22 protein-coding genes are annotated in these 21739 nt (G+C 61.8%); 4 read left to right on the forward strand and 18 right to left on the reverse strand.

Annotated features, from left to right (window positions below; all coding sequences use genetic code 11):
- The first annotated feature begins 164 nt into the window (after positions 1 to 164).
- The 4 genes from VSQ83_RS13175 to VSQ83_RS13190 are packed head-to-tail and all read left to right on the forward strand — an operon-like array spanning position 165 to position 5791.
- The gene (locus tag VSQ83_RS13175; protein ID WP_219261750.1) at positions 165 to 1511 is read left to right on the forward strand and encodes a hypothetical protein; all 1347 of its coding nucleotides are present in this window, start codon (positions 165 to 167) and stop codon (positions 1509 to 1511) included.
- Between the two features lie 35 nt (positions 1512 to 1546).
- Positions 1547 to 3796: an Ig-like domain-containing protein gene (locus VSQ83_RS13180; protein WP_326426975.1), complete on the forward strand. Its 2250-nt coding sequence runs from the start codon at positions 1547 to 1549 to the stop codon at positions 3794 to 3796.
- A gap of 57 nt (positions 3797 to 3853) precedes the next feature.
- Entirely contained in the window at positions 3854 to 4315 is a 462-nt protein-coding gene (locus VSQ83_RS13185) for a curlin (RefSeq protein WP_219261748.1), read from the forward strand.
- 27 nt (positions 4316 to 4342) lie between these two features.
- Positions 4343 to 5791, forward strand: a complete 1449-nt coding sequence (locus VSQ83_RS13190) for a curlin (protein ID WP_326397823.1) — start codon at positions 4343 to 4345, stop codon at positions 5789 to 5791.
- A gap of 344 nt (positions 5792 to 6135) precedes the next feature.
- On the opposite strand, the gene VSQ83_RS13195 is transcribed toward VSQ83_RS13190, so the two are convergent.
- The 18 genes from VSQ83_RS13195 to VSQ83_RS13280 form a co-directional block, all read right to left on the reverse strand.
- Positions 6136 to 6996: a CsgG/HfaB family protein gene (locus VSQ83_RS13195; RefSeq protein ID WP_133079447.1), complete on the reverse strand. Its 861-nt coding sequence runs from the start codon at positions 6994 to 6996 to the stop codon at positions 6136 to 6138.
- Positions 6997 to 7027: 31 nt separating this feature from the next.
- Complete coding sequence (locus tag VSQ83_RS13200; RefSeq protein ID WP_133079446.1) at positions 7028 to 7447, reverse strand: curli assembly protein CsgF; 420 nt, start codon at positions 7445 to 7447, stop codon at positions 7028 to 7030.
- The gene (csgE, locus tag VSQ83_RS13205; protein WP_257622883.1) at positions 7444 to 7806 is read right to left on the reverse strand and encodes a curli production assembly/transport protein CsgE; all 363 of its coding nucleotides are present in this window, start codon (positions 7804 to 7806) and stop codon (positions 7444 to 7446) included. Before csgE ends, VSQ83_RS13200 begins: the two co-directional genes overlap by 4 nt.
- A gap of 26 nt (positions 7807 to 7832) precedes the next feature.
- The gene (locus VSQ83_RS13210) at positions 7833 to 8372 is read right to left on the reverse strand and encodes a type II secretion system GspH family protein (protein ID WP_219261745.1); all 540 of its coding nucleotides are present in this window, start codon (positions 8370 to 8372) and stop codon (positions 7833 to 7835) included.
- Complete coding sequence (locus VSQ83_RS13215; protein ID WP_219261744.1) at positions 8347 to 8721, reverse strand: type II secretion system protein; 375 nt, start codon at positions 8719 to 8721, stop codon at positions 8347 to 8349. The genes VSQ83_RS13210 and VSQ83_RS13215 overlap by 26 nt, the downstream gene beginning before the upstream one ends.
- A 4-nt stretch (positions 8722 to 8725) precedes the next feature.
- Positions 8726 to 9199: a type II secretion system protein gene (locus VSQ83_RS13220; protein ID WP_219261743.1), complete on the reverse strand. Its 474-nt coding sequence runs from the start codon at positions 9197 to 9199 to the stop codon at positions 8726 to 8728.
- Positions 9200 to 9201: 2 nt separating this feature from the next.
- Positions 9202 to 11034, reverse strand: coding sequence for a secretin N-terminal domain-containing protein (locus VSQ83_RS13225; protein ID WP_133079441.1), 1833 nt, complete (start codon positions 11032 to 11034; stop codon positions 9202 to 9204).
- Positions 11031 to 11555 (reverse strand): hypothetical protein, encoded by a 525-nt coding sequence (locus VSQ83_RS13230; RefSeq protein ID WP_326397821.1) that lies wholly within the window; start codon positions 11553 to 11555, stop codon positions 11031 to 11033. Before VSQ83_RS13230 ends, VSQ83_RS13225 begins: the two co-directional genes overlap by 4 nt.
- Entirely contained in the window at positions 11555 to 12103 is a 549-nt protein-coding gene (locus tag VSQ83_RS13235; RefSeq protein WP_219261740.1) for a GspMb/PilO family protein, read from the reverse strand. Before VSQ83_RS13235 ends, VSQ83_RS13230 begins: the two co-directional genes overlap by 1 nt.
- Positions 12090 to 12635, reverse strand: coding sequence for a PilN domain-containing protein (locus VSQ83_RS13240; protein ID WP_326397820.1), 546 nt, complete (start codon positions 12633 to 12635; stop codon positions 12090 to 12092). The genes VSQ83_RS13235 and VSQ83_RS13240 overlap by 14 nt, the downstream gene beginning before the upstream one ends.
- 1 nt (position 12636) lies before the next feature.
- Positions 12637 to 13440 (reverse strand): hypothetical protein, encoded by an 804-nt coding sequence (locus VSQ83_RS13245; protein WP_326426976.1) that lies wholly within the window; start codon positions 13438 to 13440, stop codon positions 12637 to 12639.
- Positions 13421 to 15127, reverse strand: coding sequence for a GspE/PulE family protein (locus VSQ83_RS13250; RefSeq protein WP_326426977.1), 1707 nt, complete (start codon positions 15125 to 15127; stop codon positions 13421 to 13423). Before VSQ83_RS13250 ends, VSQ83_RS13245 begins: the two co-directional genes overlap by 20 nt.
- Before the next feature lie 84 nt (positions 15128 to 15211).
- Positions 15212 to 15742 carry a response regulator gene (locus tag VSQ83_RS13255; protein WP_326397817.1) on the reverse strand — a complete coding sequence of 177 codons (531 nt, stop codon included), beginning with the start codon at positions 15740 to 15742 and terminating at the stop codon, positions 15212 to 15214.
- Positions 15743 to 15959: 217 nt separating this feature from the next.
- Positions 15960 to 16913, reverse strand: coding sequence for a peptidylprolyl isomerase (locus VSQ83_RS13260; RefSeq protein WP_326426978.1), 954 nt, complete (start codon positions 16911 to 16913; stop codon positions 15960 to 15962).
- Between the two features lie 13 nt (positions 16914 to 16926).
- Positions 16927 to 18477 carry a cytochrome c/ABC transporter substrate-binding protein gene (locus tag VSQ83_RS13265; RefSeq protein WP_326426979.1) on the reverse strand — a complete coding sequence of 517 codons (1551 nt, stop codon included), beginning with the start codon at positions 18475 to 18477 and terminating at the stop codon, positions 16927 to 16929.
- Between the two features lie 9 nt (positions 18478 to 18486).
- On the reverse strand, positions 18487 to 19122 hold the full coding sequence (locus VSQ83_RS13270) for an SCO family protein (RefSeq protein WP_219261734.1): 636 nt from the start codon (positions 19120 to 19122) through the stop codon (positions 18487 to 18489).
- Positions 19119 to 19775, reverse strand: coding sequence for an SCO family protein (locus VSQ83_RS13275; RefSeq protein WP_133079431.1), 657 nt, complete (start codon positions 19773 to 19775; stop codon positions 19119 to 19121). The genes VSQ83_RS13270 and VSQ83_RS13275 overlap by 4 nt, the downstream gene beginning before the upstream one ends.
- Before the next feature lie 13 nt (positions 19776 to 19788).
- A complete protein-coding gene (locus tag VSQ83_RS13280) occupies positions 19789 to 21717 on the reverse strand; it encodes a cytochrome D1 domain-containing protein (protein ID WP_326426980.1) in 1929 nt (642 codons plus the stop codon).
- Positions 21718 to 21739 lie beyond the last annotated feature (22 nt).

Here is a 21739-nt window from a genome sequence, read left to right on the forward strand (position 1 = left end):
GGACAGATGCCCGCCCTGAAAACCTGGCTGATCCGCTGTTCAACGGCGCGAGGCGCTTGTAGCCGGGGCTTTCAGGGACATTACGGGCTGTTGGTATGGAATTTGCCAAAACCCTCCTAACTGGCCCACCTCCGAGGGGCAGGTTTCCATTAGAGGGAATACACATGCACCCTTTACTGTCCAAAACGGCGGCCGTTCTGGCCGTCAGCGCCCTGGCCCAAAGCATTTCCCAGGCAGCGCTGTTTGCAGTCGACACCGGGCCTTACACACCTGCCAACGGCGGCTTTGCCGCCTGGTACCAGGACAGCCACGGCCGTACCCTCGACTTGTGCCTGTCCAAAGCGGTGAGTTCCCGGGTGCCCGGCACACCGGGTGCACCGACCTACATGTGCAACCTGCTGCCAACCCCCGGCGTATTCGATGATGCACAGCCCGTGGTGTTTCCCACCAACTTCCCTGACGAAGCGTTCTGGTTCACTGCTGACGGCACCATCGTCGATGCCGCCAGGGGGATCAACCTGGCCTACGGCTCGGCGATCGAAGCGGCCTTCGCCGCCGATGAGCCGATCGAGGGTGACCAGATCAGTTTTGCCCGCGTGCGGATTCGCGTCGATGTACCCACTGCCGGTACGTACGTGATCACCCACCCCTACGGTATCGAGGTGTTCACCGTCGACACCCCGGGGCGCCGGGCAATCAATATGACCCGGGACATCGGCATCGGGGCCCCCAAAACCTACGATGGCGCCCTCAAGGGCGATATCGGGCCGTTCCTGCGCAGCGTCAACGGCCCCTACACCGAAACCAACCCGGTGAGCGGTGGCGCCGAACAGTTCATCGGCGACCCGAACCTCACCGAAGCCGTGACCGGCAGTCCGTTCAACACCAACTACATCCGCATCGAAGGCCCCGGCGGGCTGGACTTGCGCAGCACGGTGTTTGCCGTCTCGGGCAAATTGTCCACCGTGGTACGGCCAACACCGCTGATCACCCAACGCAGCACCTACTCACGCAAACAGGGTGCCAGCGCCCCCATCGCCCAGCAGGACGTGTTTGTCCTGGCACCTCCGCCTCCGGCCACTGTTTCCCTTAGCAGCAGCACCCCGGCGCTGAAACTGACCGAAGCCGACACCACCGGGAGCTGGTATGTCCAGAACCCGGTCAATCCGACCTTGCCAACCACCTTGCAAGTCACGGCCGACAACCATCTGGCAATTGCCAGCAGTACGCCGACCACCCTGCCCATGGCACTGACCGACCTGGTGGTGATCCAGCGTGCCGAATACAGCCTGAGTTCCGGGCAACTGACTCTCGTGGCCACGACCAGCGATGAAACCTCGCCGCCGGCCCTTACCGCCACGTCCGGCACCGGTGCTGCCATTGGCGCATTGAGTGGCAGCGCAGCGGTGAAAACGCTGACCACGGGCATCTCGCCGATCCCGCCAGCCAAAGTCCGCGTGACGTCATCCAATGGCGGCAGCGATATCGAAGAAGTGGTCATTGTGCAATGAACGCTCACATGCCCAGACCCCCATCAGGAGGCATCATGAACAATTGGCCACGCCTGGCGCTCAACGCCCTGGGACTGACTCTATCGCTGACCGGCAGCGCATTCGCTCAACTCGCAGCCGTCGACCCTGGCCCCTACACCTTTGCCACGGGGAAATTCCCCATGTGGTATCAGGACAAAAACCTGCTGTCGATGGAGCTGTGCCAGTCCCGGGCTGCCAGCTCGCGGGTAGCGGTCAGCGTGCCACCGGCCTACATGTGCACGCTGCTGCCGGAGCCGGGCATTTACGACGACACCCAGCCGATGGTGTTTCCGGACAACTGGCCACCAGAAGCCTTCTGGTTCCTCGCCGAAGCCACCATTCCCGCTGTGGGTAACAGCGGCTTTGAAATGGACGCCTACGTGGCCGGGATCGAAGCCGCCTTCGCCTCGGAAAACCCGGTGGACGGCGACCAGCAGAGCTTTGCGCGCATCCGCATCCGGGTCTCGGTTCCCGTTGCGGGGGTCTACACCATTACCCACCCCTATGGCGTGGAAACCGTCAACGTGACCACACCGGGGCGCAGGGCAATCAACATTACCCGCGACGTCGGCATCGGGGCGCCGGGCAACTTCAGCGGCGCGGTAAACGGTGCCATCGGGCCGTTCCTGCGCAGCGTCAACGGGCCTTATACCGAAGTGAACCCGGACACCGGCGCCGTCGAAACCTTCGTGGGTGACCCCAACCTCACCGAACTCGTGACCGGCAGCCCCAACAACACCAACTTCGTGCGTATCACCGGGCCGACGGGCACTATCCAGACCAGCCTTTTCAGTGTCGCTGGCAAGGTGCTCGACAACCGGGCGCAAACGCCAGTCGAAATTTCACGCGCGACCTACCGACGGACCACTGCCGGCGCTGGCAGCAATACGCGGGTCGAAGTGTTCGCCAAGGGCGCGAACACCTCGTCCGTGTGCTTTCGCGAATCCATTGCCCTGGTCGCCGGGCCACCCCAGTCGCCTTGCCAGACCAACCTGATTGGCGACAACAATGGCCTCTTCTTCGGGCAACGTTTGCTCACCGGAGCCTTGCCACCGGTCGTGGTGGTGACGGCCACCAACCCCACCGGCACCACACGCCCGACCTCGGTGTCGAGCAAGCTGACCGACCTGGTGAAAATCCAGACTGCGCGCTATAGCTGGGACAACAAAAGCCTGGTGATCGAGGCCACCTCAACCGATGAAGTGGCCATTCCAGACATGGTTGCCCAAGGCTACGGACGCCTGTCCAAAACCGGTACCTTGCAGAAGATAACCGTCGCCGGCCTGGTTCAACCTCCAGCCAGTGTCACCGTCAAATCTGCAGCGGGGGGCAGTGACACCGAACCCGTGGTGGTTGTGGGGACTGCGCCGAACATCGGCGCCAATCAGCCGCCGATCGCCATTGCCGATACCGGCAGTACCAGCTCCGGCGTGCCGATCACCCTCAACCTGCTGGCCAACGACAGTGACCCGGATGGCAACATACCGCTCAGCATCACCGCATTGACCCAGCCTCCTGCCGGGCAAGGCACAGTGGCCCTGAGCGGCAGTACCGCGGTCATCTACACCCCACCGGCAGTGGTCAATGCACCGCTGACCACCACCTTCACCTACAAGGCACAGGACATCAAAGGCCTCGCCTCGACCACGGCAGCCACCGTCAGCATTACCGTTGCGCCAAACCGGCCTCCAGTCGGCGTCAACGATGCCGTCGCGACCCTGGGTGTCGCCATTCCGATCAGTGTGCTGGCCAACGACACCGACCCGGAAGGCAACTTGCCGCTGGCAGTCGCCAGCTTCACCCAACCGGCAGCGGGTCGCGGCACAGTCACCAGCAATGGCACGGTACTCACGTACACCCCGCCCGCCACGGTGACAGCGGCCTTTACCACGACCTTCACCTACACCCCACGGGACAGCCTGGGAGCGGTCGCTACCGCACCCGCCACGGTAACCGTGCAAGTCTCGCCAAGACCGGCGGCGGAAACCTTTACCGTCACCACGGCAACCGTCTCGGCACGCTCCAACAACCGCTTCACCTGGGACTTTGCCGGTACATCATCGGTGGTCACCGGCAATACCATCACCATCCAGGTCAGCACCCCGACCGGGCTGGCAACACTGGGCACTACCACGGTACCGGTGACCGGGCGCTGGCGCCTGACGGTGAACAACATCACCACCGTGGCGCCGTCGGCCAACCCGACCGCGACCATCACCTCGTCCCAAGGCACCGTACGTACCGTGTCGGTTACCGCGAACTGAGCCTGTGCCCCATCAGCCGTGCGCTGATGGGGCGCAACTCCTGCCAGAGGACACCCCATGAACACTTCAACCGTCGTCCTGCTCTGCATGCTTGCGCTGGGTTGCGGCGCGGGCGCGCAGGCCGATGACTTGATGGAAAACGACGACCTCGGCGCCGCATCCGACCTTGGCGAGTTGCCCGCGCCGGTTGGCCAGCAGGCATTGATCCAGCAGTACGGACAGGCCAATACCGCCAACGTGCAACAGAACGGCCAGTCATTGCTGGGCACCATTGTGCAGTCCGGCAGCAATCAGGAAGCCTTCATCCTGCAACAGGGCAACGACCTGATGGCAATGATCACCCAGCAAGGCAGTGGCAACAGCGCTGACATCAGCCAGAGCGGCAGTCACAACCGTGCGCAGATATCCCAGAACGGCAACAACAACGACGCCACCATCGATCAGGCCGGTACGGGGCTGCAAAGCGCCGTCAACCAGGCCGGGAATGGCATGAGCGTTTCAGTCAAACAATATCGTTAAAGCACTGCGCTACCTGGAGGTTTCATCATGTTCAAACTGACGCCCCTCACCGCCGCCATCCTGGTCATTGTCAGTGCCCAGTCCATGGCTGACGACAGCCTGTCCACCCAGAACCAGTACGGGACGGCCAACATTGCCGATGTAAAGCAAAGCCAGGCCCCGTTCAGCACAGCCAACCAGCAGCAGTCAGGCCAGGGCAACGACGCTGCCGCCGTACAGGACCACGCGACCAGCCCCATCGAGCAACATCAGGAAGGTGATTACAACGCAGCGTACGGCGAGCAACTGTACGAGAGCTCCAGCACCATCACCCAGCAACAGCTCGGATCCTTCAACGTCAGCCACGCCAGCCAGTCGATCGGCGAAGGGGGCAGCGTCGCGCTGCAACTGCAGCAAGGCGTCGGCAACTTTTCGTTTATCTATCAGGACAGCCAGGACGGTACCACCGGCAAAACCCTGCAGTTCGGTGACGGCAACGAAGCCTATATCGAGCAGATTTCTCCGGGCGTCGCCAACAACGCCCTGGTCATCCAGTACGGCAACACCAACTACGGCACGGCTGAGCAAGTGTTCCACACCGCCGGCCAGATCGATATCAACCAGGCAGGCGATGGCAACTACGCCTACGCCGATCAGCGCAACGGCCTGGGTGGTAACGTGACGGTCAACCAGTATGGCGATTACAACGGCACCGAAGTCTGGCAAGAGACCCAGACCGGCAGCCTGACCACCATCAATCAGTACGGACTGAGCAACGAAGCGGTGGTCGACCAGAGCTTTGGCGAAAACAACTTTGCCCAGATCCTGCAGGTGGGTGATCTGAATGCCATCTACGCCGACCAGTTTGAATCGGTCAACTCGACACTGGCGCTGTACCAGGAAGGCACGGGCAACGTGCACTTCACCTATCAGGCCGGTGAAAACCAGGTGCTGACCGCCACCTCCCTGGGTAGCGACAACAAAGTCTACGCCAGCAACTGGAAAGGCCCGCAAACGGGAGGTCAGTTCGGCAAGGACCAACGGGCAACGGTCAACCAGGTGGGCAGCGGCAACGTGGCCAGTTTCACCCAGGACGGCGTCGGCCACATCATGACGACCCATCAGTCAGGCACTGGCAACGCAACCACCATCAACCAGGCCGACAACTACAACGAGCTGTACTTTGATCAGAACGGCAGCGACAACATCCTCATCGCAGACCAGCGCGGCACCACCAACCTGGCCCAGGGCTTCTCCAACGGCAACGGCAACAGCACCACGTTCGAGCAGTCCGGCAGTGGCAACCAGGCGTTCACCGCACAGCTGTATGGCAGTGACAACCAGATCACGGTCAAACAGGCCGACACTCTGAACGTGGCTTACGTGACCCAGGGCGGGACAGGCAACATCGCCCGTGTCGACCAGAGTGGGGTGACGCAACTGGCGACCGTGCAGCAATCCGGCTCGGCCAACCAGGCGACCGTGTTTCAACAATAAGCCCGAGGTAAAAAAACCGCGGCCCCCTTCATACAGGGCCGCGGTTTTTTTATGGCTGTGCGAACAGAGTGCATGCCATGGCCAGCAGGTGTGGTTTGTGTCAGGGCGCGGATGTTGTGATCACCTTGAAACCTGTGGGAGCTGGCTTGCCTGCGAGGCTGACGGCGCGGTGTTCCAGGCTCATCGAGGCGAGGCCTTCGCGAGCAAGCCCGCTCCCACAGCAGGTGGGTTTGTGTCAGGGCGCGGATGCTGTGAGCACCTTGAAACCTGTGGGAGATGGCTTGCCTGCAAGGCTGACGCCGCAGTGTTCCTGGCTCACTGCGGCTGTACCATCTGCAGTTCGGTCATTCAGCGTCAGGGTCGACTTTGTTCTGGGTCAGGTAACGGCCCAGTGTCTCGTTCTGCAATGGGGTTGAACTGTCCCCCGCCACTTGCCACATCTTGCGCTCAATGCCCTGGGCCACCAGGTGCCCGACCGCCGATTCAATGGCCGACAACACACACAGCTGCGCCGGTTCGTTGGTGGTGTAACCCACTTCGGCCTCAAGCAGTTTCTTGAATTCGATGAACTTGAACACCCCGGCACTGCGGCCTACCGAGTAGATGGTCTTGCTGGTCATGACATTCGCCAGCACCTGGCCGCTGCGCACGTCCACCGCCCGCAGGTTGACCGACACCTGATCCACCCGGTATTCACGGGAAATATCGATGCCCAGGTACCGCGCACCCTCCCCGCCGCTGCGCACGTTGGTGTCGTAGGCAATGATGCCGCCTTCGAGCATCAGGTTTGCCGCCTGCAAGGGGGGCAACTCACCCTGGATATTGACCGGGGTGTCGGCTTTTTTCTGCGAGGCACGAATGATCTTGCGCTCGGTCAGCAGGTTCTGCAGGCCTTCACGCTCAAGCACCACGAACCAGCCACTGGACTGCATGGCGTCCATCAACATGCTCGCCGCACCCTGGGTGACGCTCGTGGAAAACGAGCTGGCCGGAGTCGGTTTGTATTGCCCGGTCTGATCGCGAAAGTTGTAAACCACCGCCATCAAGCGACCTTTGGGCCGGGGCATTTTCAGCAAGTCGTAGTAGGTCGACGCCCGGGGTGTCAGGGTCGGTGCCTCGGTGTCCTGTTCGGCCGATACCGTGTCACGCAGGCTGCAACCCTGCAACGCAACACACAATAGCCCCAGCATCAGTATTGTCTTCATGTCCATTACTCCCCATCGCCCCAAAGCCCCATCAGGGGGCGAGGCCATTAACCCGGATTTCCGAGATTTCACCGGTTGCCCGGTCGGTCACGACAATGGTCAGTGCACCGGAATCATCGGTAACGTTGACGATAAAAGCGTCAGTGGACAGGCTCCCCGTGTTGCCGGTGGAGATGTTGTCCAGCAACTGCCCCAGCAACCGCGACTGCAATTGGCTGGTAAAGCGTTCAAGGGCCGAGGTCCCGACAGGCGTGATGCGCGCCTTGATGTCGGGATCGTCAAAGTCATTCTGTGACTGGGCATTGTTCAGCAACCAGGTGCCGTTCAACGGGTTGCCGCCAAACGACGGGTTGATGGGCGTGTAGACCAGCTCTGTGGCCTGGGCCAGGCCACACCCTCCCAGGCATAACAGCCAGAGGCAGGCACGCTGCGAACGTGATTTTGTTTTCATAATTCGTCCCTCTCAAGGTCCGTGGTGTCTTGCAACAAGGTTTCCAGCTTGCGCTGGACAATCTGCATGCGGACCAGGTCGGCGGCCTCGTAGGCTTCGTCCTTGAGTTCCACAGTGTTGGGAGCCAGGAAGCGGCGATACACCAGGCGTTGCTGATATTCCACCGTGACCAGGCTGCCCCAGCGCGCCGAAGGTCGCTCGCGTACCACCAGGTTGAAATCCATCGGGCTGGTGGCACGCAGGCGTTCACTGAACAAGTAGTAAAAGTCATGGCCAATGTGTGAAATCGTGTCATCCACGATAAAGCCGAGCATTTCTTCGTCTCCCCTGGCAGCAGAAAGCGGCATTAACAGAGCCATGACCACGGCGGCCAATGTGCGACAGTTCATGGCTGCACCCCCTGCAGGCCGCCGGACTGCCCCTTGGCCCGCTGTGGGGTACCGTCGAGAAAGGCTTTTTCGGCCACAAACTGCCAGTCCTTGTAACTGGCCATGCCGTTGAAGTCCGACCACTGGCTGGGAAAGTCCGCCTGCTTGAGCGGCTTGACGGTAGAGGGGCTGCTGACCCCCGTGATACGACCGTCGAAACCGCGCTGCAGGGTCCATTCGCCGCCTCCGATCGGGTCTGGATAGAGCTGGCGGATATGGTGTTTGGCGTTGGGAAAACGCTCGTCCTGCAACAGGTCTTCGAGGGCTTTCGGGTACTGGGCCAGGCCCGGCGAAGCGCGGTAGTAGCTGCGTAACGCCTGGGCATATTGAGTGCCAACCCAGAGCAACTGGCGCTCGCTGTCGCGGCGCGCGGCGGTCGACCACAGCTGGCCAGCACTGGCCAATCCCATGCCCATGACCATGATCAGGAACAAGACGCCCAGGTAGGTGAACCCGCCCTCGCCCGACGGCTTACCACTCGGAATAAAGACTGCCATCACGCGCCCTCCCTGTAGCACCGCTCTTGATATCTGCCACCCCACCCGCCACGCCTTCTGGAGGTGGAACCAAAACCCAGGTGTCCTTTCGTTCGGCAATCGGGTCCATGGGTGAATTGCGCAAGTAGCGCTGTTCCACCAATTGCTCAAGGGATTCGGGGTAGTGCCCGGTATCGCCGTAGTAGTGGTCCAGGGCTTCGCGCATCGCCGAGAGGCTCTGGCGCAGCGTGGTTTCCTTGGAGGCCTCAAGGCTGTTGAAGTAGCGCGGCAAGGCGATGGTCATCAAGGTGGCGATGATTGCCATGACCACCATCAGCTCCAGCAGGGTAAAGCCTTTTTCCCGGCGCATAAGCTCACCACTCCCGGTACGCAATGCCGTTGAGCCCTTTGCCCCGGGCCTTGGAGTACACGTCAAACACGTCCTCACCTTCACGCGGGCTTTGCGCCGAGCTGTCGTAGGAACGCAGCCCCCAACCGCCCTCGTCGTCGCGCTTGACGGAGGTCATCGGGTCATGGGGCACTCGCCGCAGAAAGTAGAACTTGGCCCCCTTGGCGCTGCGCACATCACGTACTCCGTCCACCAGCACTTGCAGGTTCGGCGGGTAGCCACTGCTGTTCAGGGACTTCTCGATGTAACCGGCGTCGAACGCACGCTTGTAGGCGTCGATGGCATCGCGAATCTGGTACAGGGACGTGCGCAGGTCCTGCTCCTTGCCCCGGCGCACCACGGTCTCGGTCAGCGGCGCCGCCATGCCGGCCAGGAGGCCGATCAGGGCCAGCGTCACCACGACTTCGATCAAGGTAAAACCACGTTGCGAGGCGTTCATGATCAAGGCTTCTCTACGAAAACTTGGGTGGAGGCAGCCATCGGGCTGTTGATGATTTCGGTCCGGGTCGCCGGTTCCATCCCACGCTCAGGGGCCTGTATGTGCATGCTTGTCTCGGTGCCTGTCGGGAACTCCATGTCCGAAGGGCTCTGGTACGGCAGGTTGCGCACGATGCGTGGGGTGATCGACAGCACCAGCTCCGATTGGCCAACGGTGTCCTTGTTGCTCCCGAACAGCCGGCCCAGCCAGGGAATGTCACCCAGCCCGGGGATTTTGTTGCCGCTGGCGCCATGGTCGTTGCGCACCAGCCCGGCAAGAATCTGGGTTTCACCGTCATGCAGGCGCAGCGTGGTCTGGGCGTTGCGGGTGTCGACCTGAACCGGAATCGTGCCTTGGCGGGTGGGTTGCAGCGGCGTGGCGTTACTGACTTCCAGGGCGATCTTGATCGCCACTTCATTGTTCAGGTGCACGGTGGGCTGGACTTCGAGCTTGAGGCCGACATCCAGGTAGGTGACGCTCTCGGTGATCACCGGGCCCTGGGTCGAGGGCACTGCCGTGGCGCTGATGATAGGGACGCGCTGACCGATGTGGATACGGGCCTGTTCGCGGTTGCTGACCCGGATCACCGGGCTGGCCAGGGTGTTGATGTCGTTGTCCTGAGCGTTGATCTTGGCCTGGGGCGATGGCGAGATGCTGATCCGGCTGGAGGTGATGCCTTTGAGTTGATCCAGTACCGTCACGTCCCCGCCCGCACTGTTCAATACACCGAAGGTGTTCGGCCATTGCAGGCCAAGGTCGAGAATGCGCTGGCGGGCCACTTCCATGACTTCCACTTCCAGCACCACTTCAGGGTTGGACTGGTCCTGGGATTGCAGCAGTTTCTCCGCCATGCGAACCGCATCTTCGCTGTCGCGCATGGTCAGGGTGTTGAGGCGTTCGTCTACAAACACATCGCGGGTCTTGAGCATGGTCTTGATCATGTTCAGTGCGGTGTTGGCGTCGATGCTGGTCAGGTAGAAGGTGCGCATCACCAGCTCCTGGTAGTCCTTGAGCTTCTGCGGCGAGTCCGGGTAGATCAGCAAGGTGTTTTCGTTCACCACTTTCTGGTGCAGCTGGTTCTGCTGCAGCAGCAAGGCCACGGCGTCTTCGATGCGCACGTCACGCACGAAGATGGTGGCTTTCATGTCCGGGCGCAGGTCCTTGTCGAAGATGAAATTCAGACCGGCAACCTGGGACAGCACTTCGAAGATTGTCTTGAGGTTGGCATCGCGAAACTCCAGGGTCACCGGCCGGTCAAGACGGGTACGCAGTTGCGGGTACTGCACGACATTGCGGCTCTGAACCAGGCGAATGTTGCCTTGCAGTTCCAGGGCGCCGTCATTTGTCGGGTCCAGTTCCAGGATCTGTTTGACCTGACGGTCGGCGCCGTAAATGTCGCCGCGACGCAGGTCGCCACGGGCCAGTTCCAGTTTCTCATCCATGCTGCGCAGGTAGTCCAGTTGGCGCAGGGAGTCCTGGGCACGCCGGTTGTTCGGCTCGATGGTCAAGACGCGGCCGTAGCCCATGCGGGCTGCCGCAAAGCTGCGCTTGGCGCGGTCCTGGTCGGCTTCGGTCATCAGCGCCGTAATGGAACGGGCGCGACCATGGCTCAAGGCAAGGTGCAATTCGGTGTCGCGGGGGTTCTCGCGCAATCCGTCCTCGATCCGCGCCAGGCCAGCTTCGTACTGGCCCGCCTCGATCAACTCGTTCGCCTCCTTTTGTGCGACCTTTGCGGTGCTGCACGCGACGAGCGCGGCGCATAAGCCAAGGCTCATCATCAAACGGGATCGGTTCATTGCGAGCTCCCCACAGACAGTGTCTGAGACAAGTGCAGCGGCAGGTACACGAAGCTCAGTTCCACATCGGAAATGCCCTCGATCCGCCACGTCTTGTCGATTACGTCGCCTTTGCGCACGACGTATATTTTTTCTCCGTCCTGCAAGAACACTTGCAGGTCGCGACGATCATCAAGCCTGCCGACAAATTGAAAGGGCATGGGCGGTACGGTCGGGGCTTGTTCGACCGGGGTCACGTCAACGGGTTGTTCGATGACCGTGGCGAGGACCGCTGCAGCTTTCCAGCTGTGCGCGGAAAACAGGTCGCCGACCGGGCTCAGGTCGCGAATCGGTGCTGCCTTGACCGTGGCCGGTGCGGCAGGCAAGGCTCCCCGCAGAGTGGAAGGACTCTTGCCCCCCGGGGTGGCGACCACGAGCTGATCGTCACTCTCCTCTGCCGGTTGCAGGTACCCGGCGCCCCAGGTCAGCGCCGCAGCCACGGCGAAGAATCCTGCCCAGCCCACCACGCGTTTAGTGTTCATCATGACCTCGACAGATAAAGGGTCATGCGGATCCGGCCAGTCAGGTCGGTGTCGGCGATCTTTTTACGTTGAAACTCCACGTCCTCCACCACCACCGCAGGCAACTGCCCCAGCAAGGCGTGAAGGAAACGGCGCAGTTGCGGATAACTGCCGCGTACAGGCAGCAAAATCTGATAACGCGCCAGGTGAGTCTTGGGGTCGATGCCCAGGGAGTATTCGCCACGGGCCAGGGTGATGTGCTCCTGGGCGGCCAGCGCGTAGATCTTGTCGATGGCCACGGTTGCCTGGGGCTGGGACGGCAGCTTGCTGCGAAAATCGTCGAGCTGACGTTGTGGTCCGGCCGGAGCCGCCACGCTGCCGTCTTCGACACGGGCCAGGTACTCGCTGGCTTCACGGGTCTGTTGATTGAGCTGCTGCAGCGCTTGCCAGTCGGGCATCAGCACGGCCGGGCCATACACCAGCGCGACCAGCACCAGCGCCGCTCCGGCCAGGCCGGGAACGCCCAGGCGTTGCAGGTACTCGTAAATGATCAGTCTAGGGATTTGCATCGCCTATCTCCCAGGTTGCCGACAGGTTGAATTGCACCGGGTGTTCCGGCACGTTGGCGACGATTTCGTGACTGAGCAGTGACACATCGGACAGCTCGTCACTGGCCTCAAGGCGCCGGTGAAAGTCGAGCATGGCTTCCAGGTCACGGGCTTCGGCACTGATGCGCACCTGGCCCTTGCGTGCATCCGGGGTCAGGGTCAGCAAAGCGATGTTGTCCAGCGGCAGGCTTTCCAGGGTGGCAAACAGACGCTCCCACGGGCGGCGCAATTGCTGGGAAACCTTGCGCATCTCTGCCAGGTTCTGCGCCTGCTCTCGGGTTTGCGCTGGCGTCAGGCCACCCTTGGCGCCGCTGTTGCCGGTCAACACGTGTTGGGTGGCCTGCAGGTCGCCTTGCTGTTGTCGGGCCTGGGCACTGAAATGCTGCTGCCCCACAAGGCAGCCCGCTGCCAGCAACACACCGGCCACCAGCAGGCTCCAGCCCAGAGGGCTCGAACGGCGAGGCGGCTGAAAATCCAGATTGAGCGCGCGCATGTCAGGCCACCGCCCGGGACATGGCATGCAGGCTGTCACGCACGCCCGTACGGTCCTCATCCAGGGTACAGAGCAGCACACCCGGCACCTCGGGCGCAGAATCCAGGCGTGCTGGCGCATGCAGGTAAACGTTCAGTGGTCGCTCATTGCTGGAGGCTTGCAGCTGGATTTCACGGCTGATCAACGCACTCAGTGCGGCATCGCTGTCGCTGCTGCCCACCGAACGCACCGACACCCATCGCCCTTCTCGCGCCAGGAGCAACACGCTGCGCACCGGTTCGGCCACGACAAAAAGGAAATCATCCGTACCCAGGCGTTTATCGAAGTGATTGAACGCGGCCATCAAGTACGGCTGGACCGAACTCAGGCGCAGGCCACGCGCGGCGACCAGGCTGCGCAAACGCTCCAGCAGTGCTTGAGGCAAGGCGGCCGCAATCCGGTCGTAGCCTGCCGGTTCGGCTGACAGCACCAGGCTCCAGGCTTGGCTTTGGGCGCCGTAGAGGTCCTCGAAACACAGTTTGGCGAACCCCAGCAGTTCATCGGGACGGCTGATCTGCTCGCTCCAGGGCACCAGGCAAAAGCGGCTGAAGTGCCCGGAAATCACCACCCGCAATTGAGCCCCGCTCGCCGCATGTTCGCCCAGCAGACGGTCGAGGGTTTCCAGGGCTACCGCCCAGGCATGAAAACCCTCGTCGATAAAGCCGACGCTGCTCAGCCACCGGGTTTCGCCGCCGAGGCACTGGCCCAGACCGACACCACTGGCGCCGACCACGGCCACATACTGATCACGAGATAAAAGTGACACGATTGATCTCCTCGAGCGTGGTCCGCCCTTCCATCACCAGTTCCAGGGCAGACTCGCGCAGCAGGCGCAAGCCACGGCTACAGGCCACGGCCTTGATTTTTGCAACAGGCTGACGCTCGACGATCATCTGGCGCAGTTCATCGTCCAGGTGCAGCAACTCGGCAATGGCCGTGCGCCCGCGATAACCGGTGCCCCGGCAATGGCCGCACCCCTTGCCGTGGACAAAGTTGTAGGCAGCCACCTGCTGTGGATCGAGGCCGGACAGTTGCAGCTCATCGGCACTGGGCTGATACGGCCTGCTGCACGTGGCACAGACCAGGCGGATCAGCCGCTGGGCGAGCACCGCGTTAAGGGCCGAGACCAGGCTGTAGGGATCGATTTCCATTTGGGTGAATCGGCCAATCACGTCGAACACGTTGTTGGCGTGGATGGTGGTGAACACCAGGTGCCCGGTGAGGGCTGACTGCACGGCGATCTGCGCGGTATCGGGGTCACGGATTTCACCGACCATGATCTTGTCCGGGTCATGGCGCAAAATCGAGCGCAGGCCCCGGGCGAAGGTCAGGCCTTTTTTCTCGTTGACCGGAATCTGCAGGACGCCCGGCAGCTGGTATTCCACCGGGTCTTCAATGGTGATGATCTTGTCCACGCCGTGGTTGATCTCGGTGATCATGGCGTAGAGGGTGGTGGTCTTGCCGCTGCCGGTGGGACCGGTGACCAGCACCATGCCGTAGGGTTCGGCGGCCAGCCGCCGCAGCTGGCGCAGGGTTTCATCGGCGAAGCCCAGGGCCTGCAACTGTACGCCGCTGACCTTGTCGGCCAGGTCCTGCTTGTCCAGCACCCGCAGCACCGCGTCCTCGCCGAAAATGCTCGGCATGATGGACACCCGAAAGTCGATCTGGCGGCCACTGATGCCAATCTTGAAGCGACCATCCTGAGGCACACGCTTTTCGCCGATATCCAGTTCGGCCATGACCTTGACCCGGGAGATCACCTGTTCGGCGAACTCGCTGCCCTGAATCTTGCTGATGTTGTTCAGCACCCCGTCGATCCGGTACTTGATGACCAGGCCGGCCCCGGTAGTGCCCAGGTGGATATCGCTGGCGTGCATTTTCAGCGCGTCATACAGGGTCGAGTTGACCAGCTTGACCACCACGCTGGCATCTTCACTGATGCTGGTCAGGGACAGGCTTTGCAGGTTGTCGCTTTCGACATGGGCATCGGCCTGGGCGTTGAGCGATTCCACGGCATGAAAGCTTTCTTCATGACGGGCCAGGTAGGCCTTGAGGTCATCGGCATGCACCAGGTACAGCGGCGCGCCGTGGAGGCAATCATCGATCCAGGCCAGGCGCGCAGTATCAAAGGGATCGGCAAACACGCCAATGACCGTTTCGTCATGGCGCAGCAGCATGAATTCGCGTTTCAGGCACTGGGCCAGCGTGACCCGATCGAAAATCGGGGTGGCCTTGAACAGGGTGTCGGTATCCAGAACGGGGTAGTGCAACGTGCGGCCGAGGCATTCGATGAAAGGCATGGGGGCCAGTTCACAGAGTACCCCCAGGGCTTCGAGCACCCGTTCGCCTGAAGTGACGGCAAGGGCGCGGGCCTGGGCCAGTTGTTCACTGGAGAAGGGAGGCGGTACGCAGTCCAGCAGTGCCGGTTCCACGGCAAGGGATAGACGGTCCATGGCTTGCTCTCCAACGCCGGGGGCTTGACGCCCTGTCGACGCGGCGAGCAATTGCGGCCTGGACCGGAACGGCTTGTCGCGCCACTACTTCCCGGTGAGCAAGCGTTCGTCGTCTTGGGCAAGGGAGGCCGGTGTTCGTCGGCGATCCTCCAGCACCCAACTGCCGTCGTACAGCTGCAGCGGGAAACTTTGATTCCTGTTCTTGCGTCGTTCGACGAATCCTTCAGCGCGTGGGTGGCTGGTGCCCGGTTGGTCCTTCACCTCTAAAAGGTCAAAAATTGCCCGTGCCAGTTCTGCCAATGGAAACGGTTTGAACAGGATATGACTGACCCCACGCTGGCGGGCCCGATCACACACTTCAGTGGTGGGGTGCCCGGTAATCAGTACAAAGTGGCATGTCCTGTTCTGGCGAACGGTATCGAGAACTTCAAAACCTTCCATATCGGGCAAGCGGTAATCGAACACCACCACATCGGGTGCAAAACCCTCGGCTACACCAATGGCCCTGGCACCTTCGTGCGCTATCTGGACTTCCAGCCCCTGCGCCTGCAGATAATCCTGCAGGTTTTGCGCAAGCAGCTGTTCGTCATCAACAACCAGTATTTTGTTCACCAAGGTGGACTCCTCGTAACAGCAGGTCCGAATATCAAGCCTGACGGAGTGCTCACCTTACTTAGGCTTGAGCACACTTCATGCCAAGCAGCGGCAGGCCTTAGACCCGCTGTAACTGCTTGATACTCATCATAAAAAATTATCCCTGTTACTCCATCCCCCAAAGGCGGGGACGTGTACGGGTGTGGCTTGAAGCTTTTCCCCACTTTTGGGGCCAGCTTCAGTAATTGTCAGTGCGCTCAATGCGGTTGCGCGACCGTAGCTGCTCCAGGACCTGAAGGCGCGCTTGCGACTGTTGCTGTTGGGCGAGGTAAGTGCGAACCATTGCAAATCCCTGTTCCTCTGTGACATCAACTGCATCCAAGTGGTTCTGCAAATAAATAAGATGCCAGCCCACCGCCGTGCGTACCGGTTGGCTGATGTCGCCAACGGCCATGGCAAAGGCCACCGCGTCGAACTCGGGCAGCATGCGCCCCTTGGGAAAATAGCCAAGATCACCGCCTTCGCTGGCGGACGAACCTTCGGAACGGCTTTTGGCAACGTTTGCAAAGTCAGCGCCCTGAGTAATTTCCCGACGTACCTCTACCAAGCGTAGACGCGCAGCCTCGATTGTGGCGACGCTAGCACCCTGAGCCACCTTGATCAGGATATGCCGGGCATGGACTTGCTCCGGCCGATTCATCTCGCTGCGGTGTTCCTCATAAAAAGCGCGGACCTGCTGCTCATCCGGCGCACCGACGGTTGTCAGTTCGGCAAACACCTTCTGGGCCGCCAGTTCGCGGCGGGTGTACTCGGTATAACTGGCCTCGTCGAAACCCGCGTCGTTGAGCCTGCGCGCAAACACTTCGGATCCACCCACCGCAGTGCGCGTCTTCTCGACCTGGTCGTTCACCACCGCATCACTGATCACAACGTCGCGCTTGACGGCCTCCTGCCAAAGCAATTCCTTGTCAATCAGGGCGTCCAGTGCCTTTCGCCGTAATTGCTGATACGCCTTGGGGTTGCGAATATTGCCCACAGCCCGCCCCTGGTCTTCCAGGTACTCGGCGAAATAACGCTCGAGGCGAAATGCGGGAATTTCCTCGCCATTGACCCGTGCCACGACGGGCTCGTTGCTGCACAGCGCCGCGGGGCCCCAGAGGGTCAGCAGGATCAACCAATTATTGAGTTTCATAAGGGGTCTCCGGTCAGGGCATCGTAGCAACGGGTTTATAGGGGGCTACCAGGTAAAAACGCTGGTCCGGCAGTTCCAGTGCGACCACATGGGCACCATTGAGGCCCAGGCGGCGGCCGGGGCCGAAGCTGATCTGCGGCGTCAGCCCGGTGGCAAAGTCATGCAGCCCTTCCAGGGCACTGACCAGCTTTTCGCGACTGGCATCCCTTCCGGCCTGCTTCATGCCCTCGGCGAACAACAGCATCGAGCTGAAGGCGCCTACTTGCACAAAGGCATGCTGCCCACCCAGGGCCTCGGAATCGCGCACCTGCGTCAGCGCCAGGCGTCCGGCCGGGGTCCAGTCACTGGGTATGAAGGGGTAGGCAATAAACACCCGGCGGGAAAACTCGACGGGGACCTGGAACAGGTCCCCCGCCACCTGCTGCGCCGTGGCAAACAGATAAGGCGCCTGCCCTGCCTCCTGAAAACGGTTGGCGAGGCTGCTGAAACCGCCACCGCTGCCCAGGTAGAAAACCGAACGGCACCCCGAGGGAAACGGCTCTTGCGCAGGGTCGTAGGCCTGCACATGAACGTCCTGCCAGGCGTGAGTCTGTAAATAGAGGCCAAGCTCGTCCGCGGCCTTCTGCTGTCCGGGCGCACCGGAGTAAAGGACCCACGTTGGCCCCTGCAACGCCACAAGCTCCTGGCTGGCGAAGTCGGCCAAGGCAATCAACTGCTCGCGCAACCCCGGCAAGGGCTCGAAAATCAGCCTGCTGGACTGGCTCGTACCGAGCAGCGACAACGCCCCTATCAGTGGAACGCCGGCCTGCTCCAGATGGCGTGCAAGCTCGGTGTCGAGTGCCGGGGCCAGGGGCGCGATCAACGCGAAGATCTGCTCCTGATCAATCAGCCGGTCCAGCGCCTGCCCGGCACTGGCGCGATCCGGCCCGGGATCGAGGATGGTCAGGCGCAACTGGCGACCATGAATGCCCCCCGCCTGGTTGATTCGCTTCACTGAGCCATTGAGCACCCCGGCGATGGTGGCGGCCTCTTCGGCCAGCGGTCCTTCGGAAGGCAGCAACGTACCCAGGGTGATGCTGTCGCCCTCGAGGCCGGGATCACGATCATCCGCCACGCGCTTGAGATAAGCCGTGAGATTGCGCTGGTCGCTGATCGACAGGACGAACTGCGGCATGGCCGGGTCGAGCCGATTGCCGCCGGGGTCACGGCCTTCCTGAATGGCCCGGGCCAGCGCACCGTCCGAGTACGCCGGGTAGCTGCGGCCATTGATCTGCTGCTGGCCATGAATGCTGCTCAGGCGCGACCAGCTCAGGTCTGGCGGTCGTACCCCCCCCTCCGGGCGCCCGAGCCCGTCGGTGCCGTGACAGTTGGCGCACGGCAAGCTGGTGGCGGGCAACAACATACCGGCGGCGCCGACCCTGGCCATGATCGGTTCACCACTCGCCGACACCCCTTCACGGTACAGGCGCTTGCCGGCACTTTCAGTGGGGGTCAGAGGCAATGCCTGGGCACAGGCAATTGCGCCTGTGAGCAGCAACATCGCAAGGGCGAATGAGGTTTTCATCGGACACGCTCAACGCCCGGCTACAGGCATTGTCAGCAGCTGCAAGCGCTGGGCAATGGCCGCCGCCGGGGCATCGGGGCGGATCTTGCTCCAGCGTTTGTTGGCCACATCACCGACAATCAGTTGCGTGGAGTGTTGCTCGGGGGTTGGCACGATCTGGCCAATGCGCCCCAGTACCAGCTCCATCTGCGCCTTGTTGCCGGTCAAAAAAAGCCAGTGGGGATCGTCGACCCCTTGTTTCAAGGTGTAAGCCTTGAGCACCGCCGGTGTGTCACGCAGCGGATCACTGGTAAGGGAAATGAAAGTAATGCCATCGGCCTTGTCCCCCAACACCTCACGCACCTCCTTGAGCTTGCGGGTAATCAACGGACAGGCATCATTGCAACTGGTGAATATCACGTTCAGCAACACCACACGGTTTTCCAGGGCGTCGCTGTAGAAGCGCAGGGTCTGACCGTTCTGGTCCAGCAAGGGTGTGTCGGTAAACCAGGTTTTGGCATCACGGGTGCCCGTGGTCGGAGGGGCTACAGCGGCGACCGCCGCTGGTGCTTCAGAGGCCGATTGCGAGTGCCCTTCGTGGGCGAGCGTCACGCTGGTGAACAGGCAAAAGCACACACTCAAGGCCATGCGGTCGAGGATTTTCATGGCTGCTGCTCCATTGCAACGGCGGTGTGTTTGGCATGGGCACCGCGCTGACCCCTGAGTTTTTCCACTTCATGGATCAGCACCGCCGGGTCAGTGAAACCGTAAAAACGGGTCCAGTGCCGGCTATTGCCGTCACCCACCAGAATCAGCGGTGCATGATTTTTCAAGTCGCCGCCGAACGTACCCAACCCCTTGAGCGTGTCATTGACCGACTGGGTCGAACCCGTCAGCCAGCTCCAGCCCGGCCCGCTCTGAAAGGCACGGGCGTATTCATTCAACCGGCCGCTGTCGTCACGCTGCGGGTCGATGCTGATGGAGACCAGTTGCACTTCGCTGCCCACCCGCGCGCCCAGCTGTTTCTGCACCTTGCCCATGATGGAGGACACCACCGGGCAAACCGTGGTGCAGCTGGTGTAGATGAAACTCATGACCACGATTTTGTTGGCCACCAGATCCGGCTCCAGATGGACCGACTTGCCGTTCTGATCAACCAGCGCGACGTCGGCAAAACTGACTGGGGCGCCCTGGGTGCTGGCGGGGGTCGCCGTCATGTCATGGCCGGCATGTTCATCCGCCGAATGGGCCTGGGCCTGGCCGATACCGCAGGCCAGCAGCCAGAGGGTCGTTAGAGCACAATGGGCAAATCGGTTCATGTCGATTTCCTCTTCAATGAGCAGCGCCGGGAAGTACCCGCACGCTGGCAAAAGTCTTGTCGTCGAAGCCCGCGCCAAGGGACGCTGCGCGCACATGCAGGTACCAGGCACCTGGCTGATCGAGGGTCAGCGGGACTTCGTAGACGCCCTCTCCCACCTCCCGCGCCGCCACCGCCTGTGCCCGTGAGGACGGCGCGAGGAAGTAGCGCACCTGGACATCCCCGACCCCGCTGCGCCGGGTTTTCTGCTTGCCCTGAACAATGCGAAAACGCACCACGTAAGGGCTGCCAAGGGGCGTCGTGGAGGTGTCGAGCATGAACTCGACCTTGGGCACACCCGCCACCCGGCTCGCCTCTGTCGCCGGTTCTACATCCGCCGTGAAGCAGTGGATGATGTTCGGCTGGTTGAGCAGGAAGGCCACATCGAAACGTCCGGCGGGGGGCAGCTTGATCCGCGCACTGTAGAGCCCCGGCGAGACTTCACGCAGGCTGCGGTCAATCACCAGCGCGGCCCGCGCCACTTGCCCGCGGTTGGGGTAGCCGGACATCGGGGCATTCATGCCTTCGGCGTAGAAGTAGGTGGTATTGTCCACCGGGTTGACCACGAACACCGCATTGTCGTCCCGCGACACCGCCAGGCTTGAAGCCAGGGGCAAGTCACCGGCCAGGCGCGGCGCCTGTGGGCCTGCTTCGAAGCCCTGGGTGATCGGGGTACGCCCTTCCCCAAGCGACGCGAGGTTGATCATCGTGACCTTGGCCGACGCCAGGCCCCGGATGTAGGCATAGGCCTTGGTGAACACCACTTGATAGGGTTCGGCGGACACCGCCACGTCATGGATCAGCGAATCGTTGCTGGCATCGATGACCGACGCCTGGTTTTCCAGGGTATTGAGCACAATGCCAAAGCGTCCGTCGGCGCTGAAACCCATGGGCCCCAGGCCCTGCTTGAGCCTGATGACCCTGCGTACCGCCAGGCTTTGGGTGTCGACCACCGTCACCGTACCGTCCTTGCCATCCGCTACATAGACGGCCTGGGACAGTGGCGAAAAGGCGATCGACAATGGGTGTGAGCCAGTCTTGAGCTGCTTGCTCAGGGTCAGGCTGGCGATGTCGATGATGCTCACCGTGCCGTCATCGCGGTTGCTGACAAACGCATGCCGGCTGTCCTTGCTGAACGCGATCTCATGATGACCGGCGCCAGTTGCCAAATACTTGAGTGGCTTGAGGCTCTGCGCATCGATCACCGTGACCCCGGACTGCTCGCGGGCCTTGGCGTTGTTGCCCACCCACAGCAGGCGCTCGTCCGGTTGCAGGGCCACGCGCACCGGGTTGCTACCCGCCGCAACCGAGTCGATCAGCTTGAATTGCTCGCTGTCGATCACCGCTACTGCATCGGCTTTGGGCATGGACACAAACACCCGTTTATTGTCCCTGGGCGTGATCCAGTCCATGGGCGGCTGTTTCAGGTCGATGCGCGATAACGTACTGGTGATTCCCCCCACAGACACTTGCGGGTCGACCACCGACACACTGGCATCACGATTCATCACCATCAGGAAATAGCTGTTGAGATCCAGAAGCGGCCGGGCGCCGATGCTCGACTTGAGAAACACCCCGACTCGCGACTTGCAGCTGTGCTCACGCCCCTGGGCCAGGTCGGCGGCAACGGCCTGGGGGTCGAGCCAGGCACCCGGTGCAACACCCGCCAGAGGCTGGCCGGACGTGGCGTCGGTGATCCGGAAACGCACATCGGCGAACTCACCTTCACGCAGTACGCCGTCTTTGGCCAAGGGCTGTACATTCAAGGTGACCGTCACACCGTCACGCACCAGCCTTTGTTCGCCCTTAGCCTGTGGTTCGGCCGCCCAGCACACGCCCCCCAGGGCGCACAGTGTTGTTGCGAGCATCCACCCACACACACCGGTTCCAATGGCCTTGTTCATTGTCTTTCTCCCCGTCAAGTTC

It is taken from the genome of Pseudomonas sp. DSV-1 (genome assembly GCF_035830915.1).
Lineage (GTDB): Bacteria > Pseudomonadota > Gammaproteobacteria > Pseudomonadales > Pseudomonadaceae > Aquipseudomonas.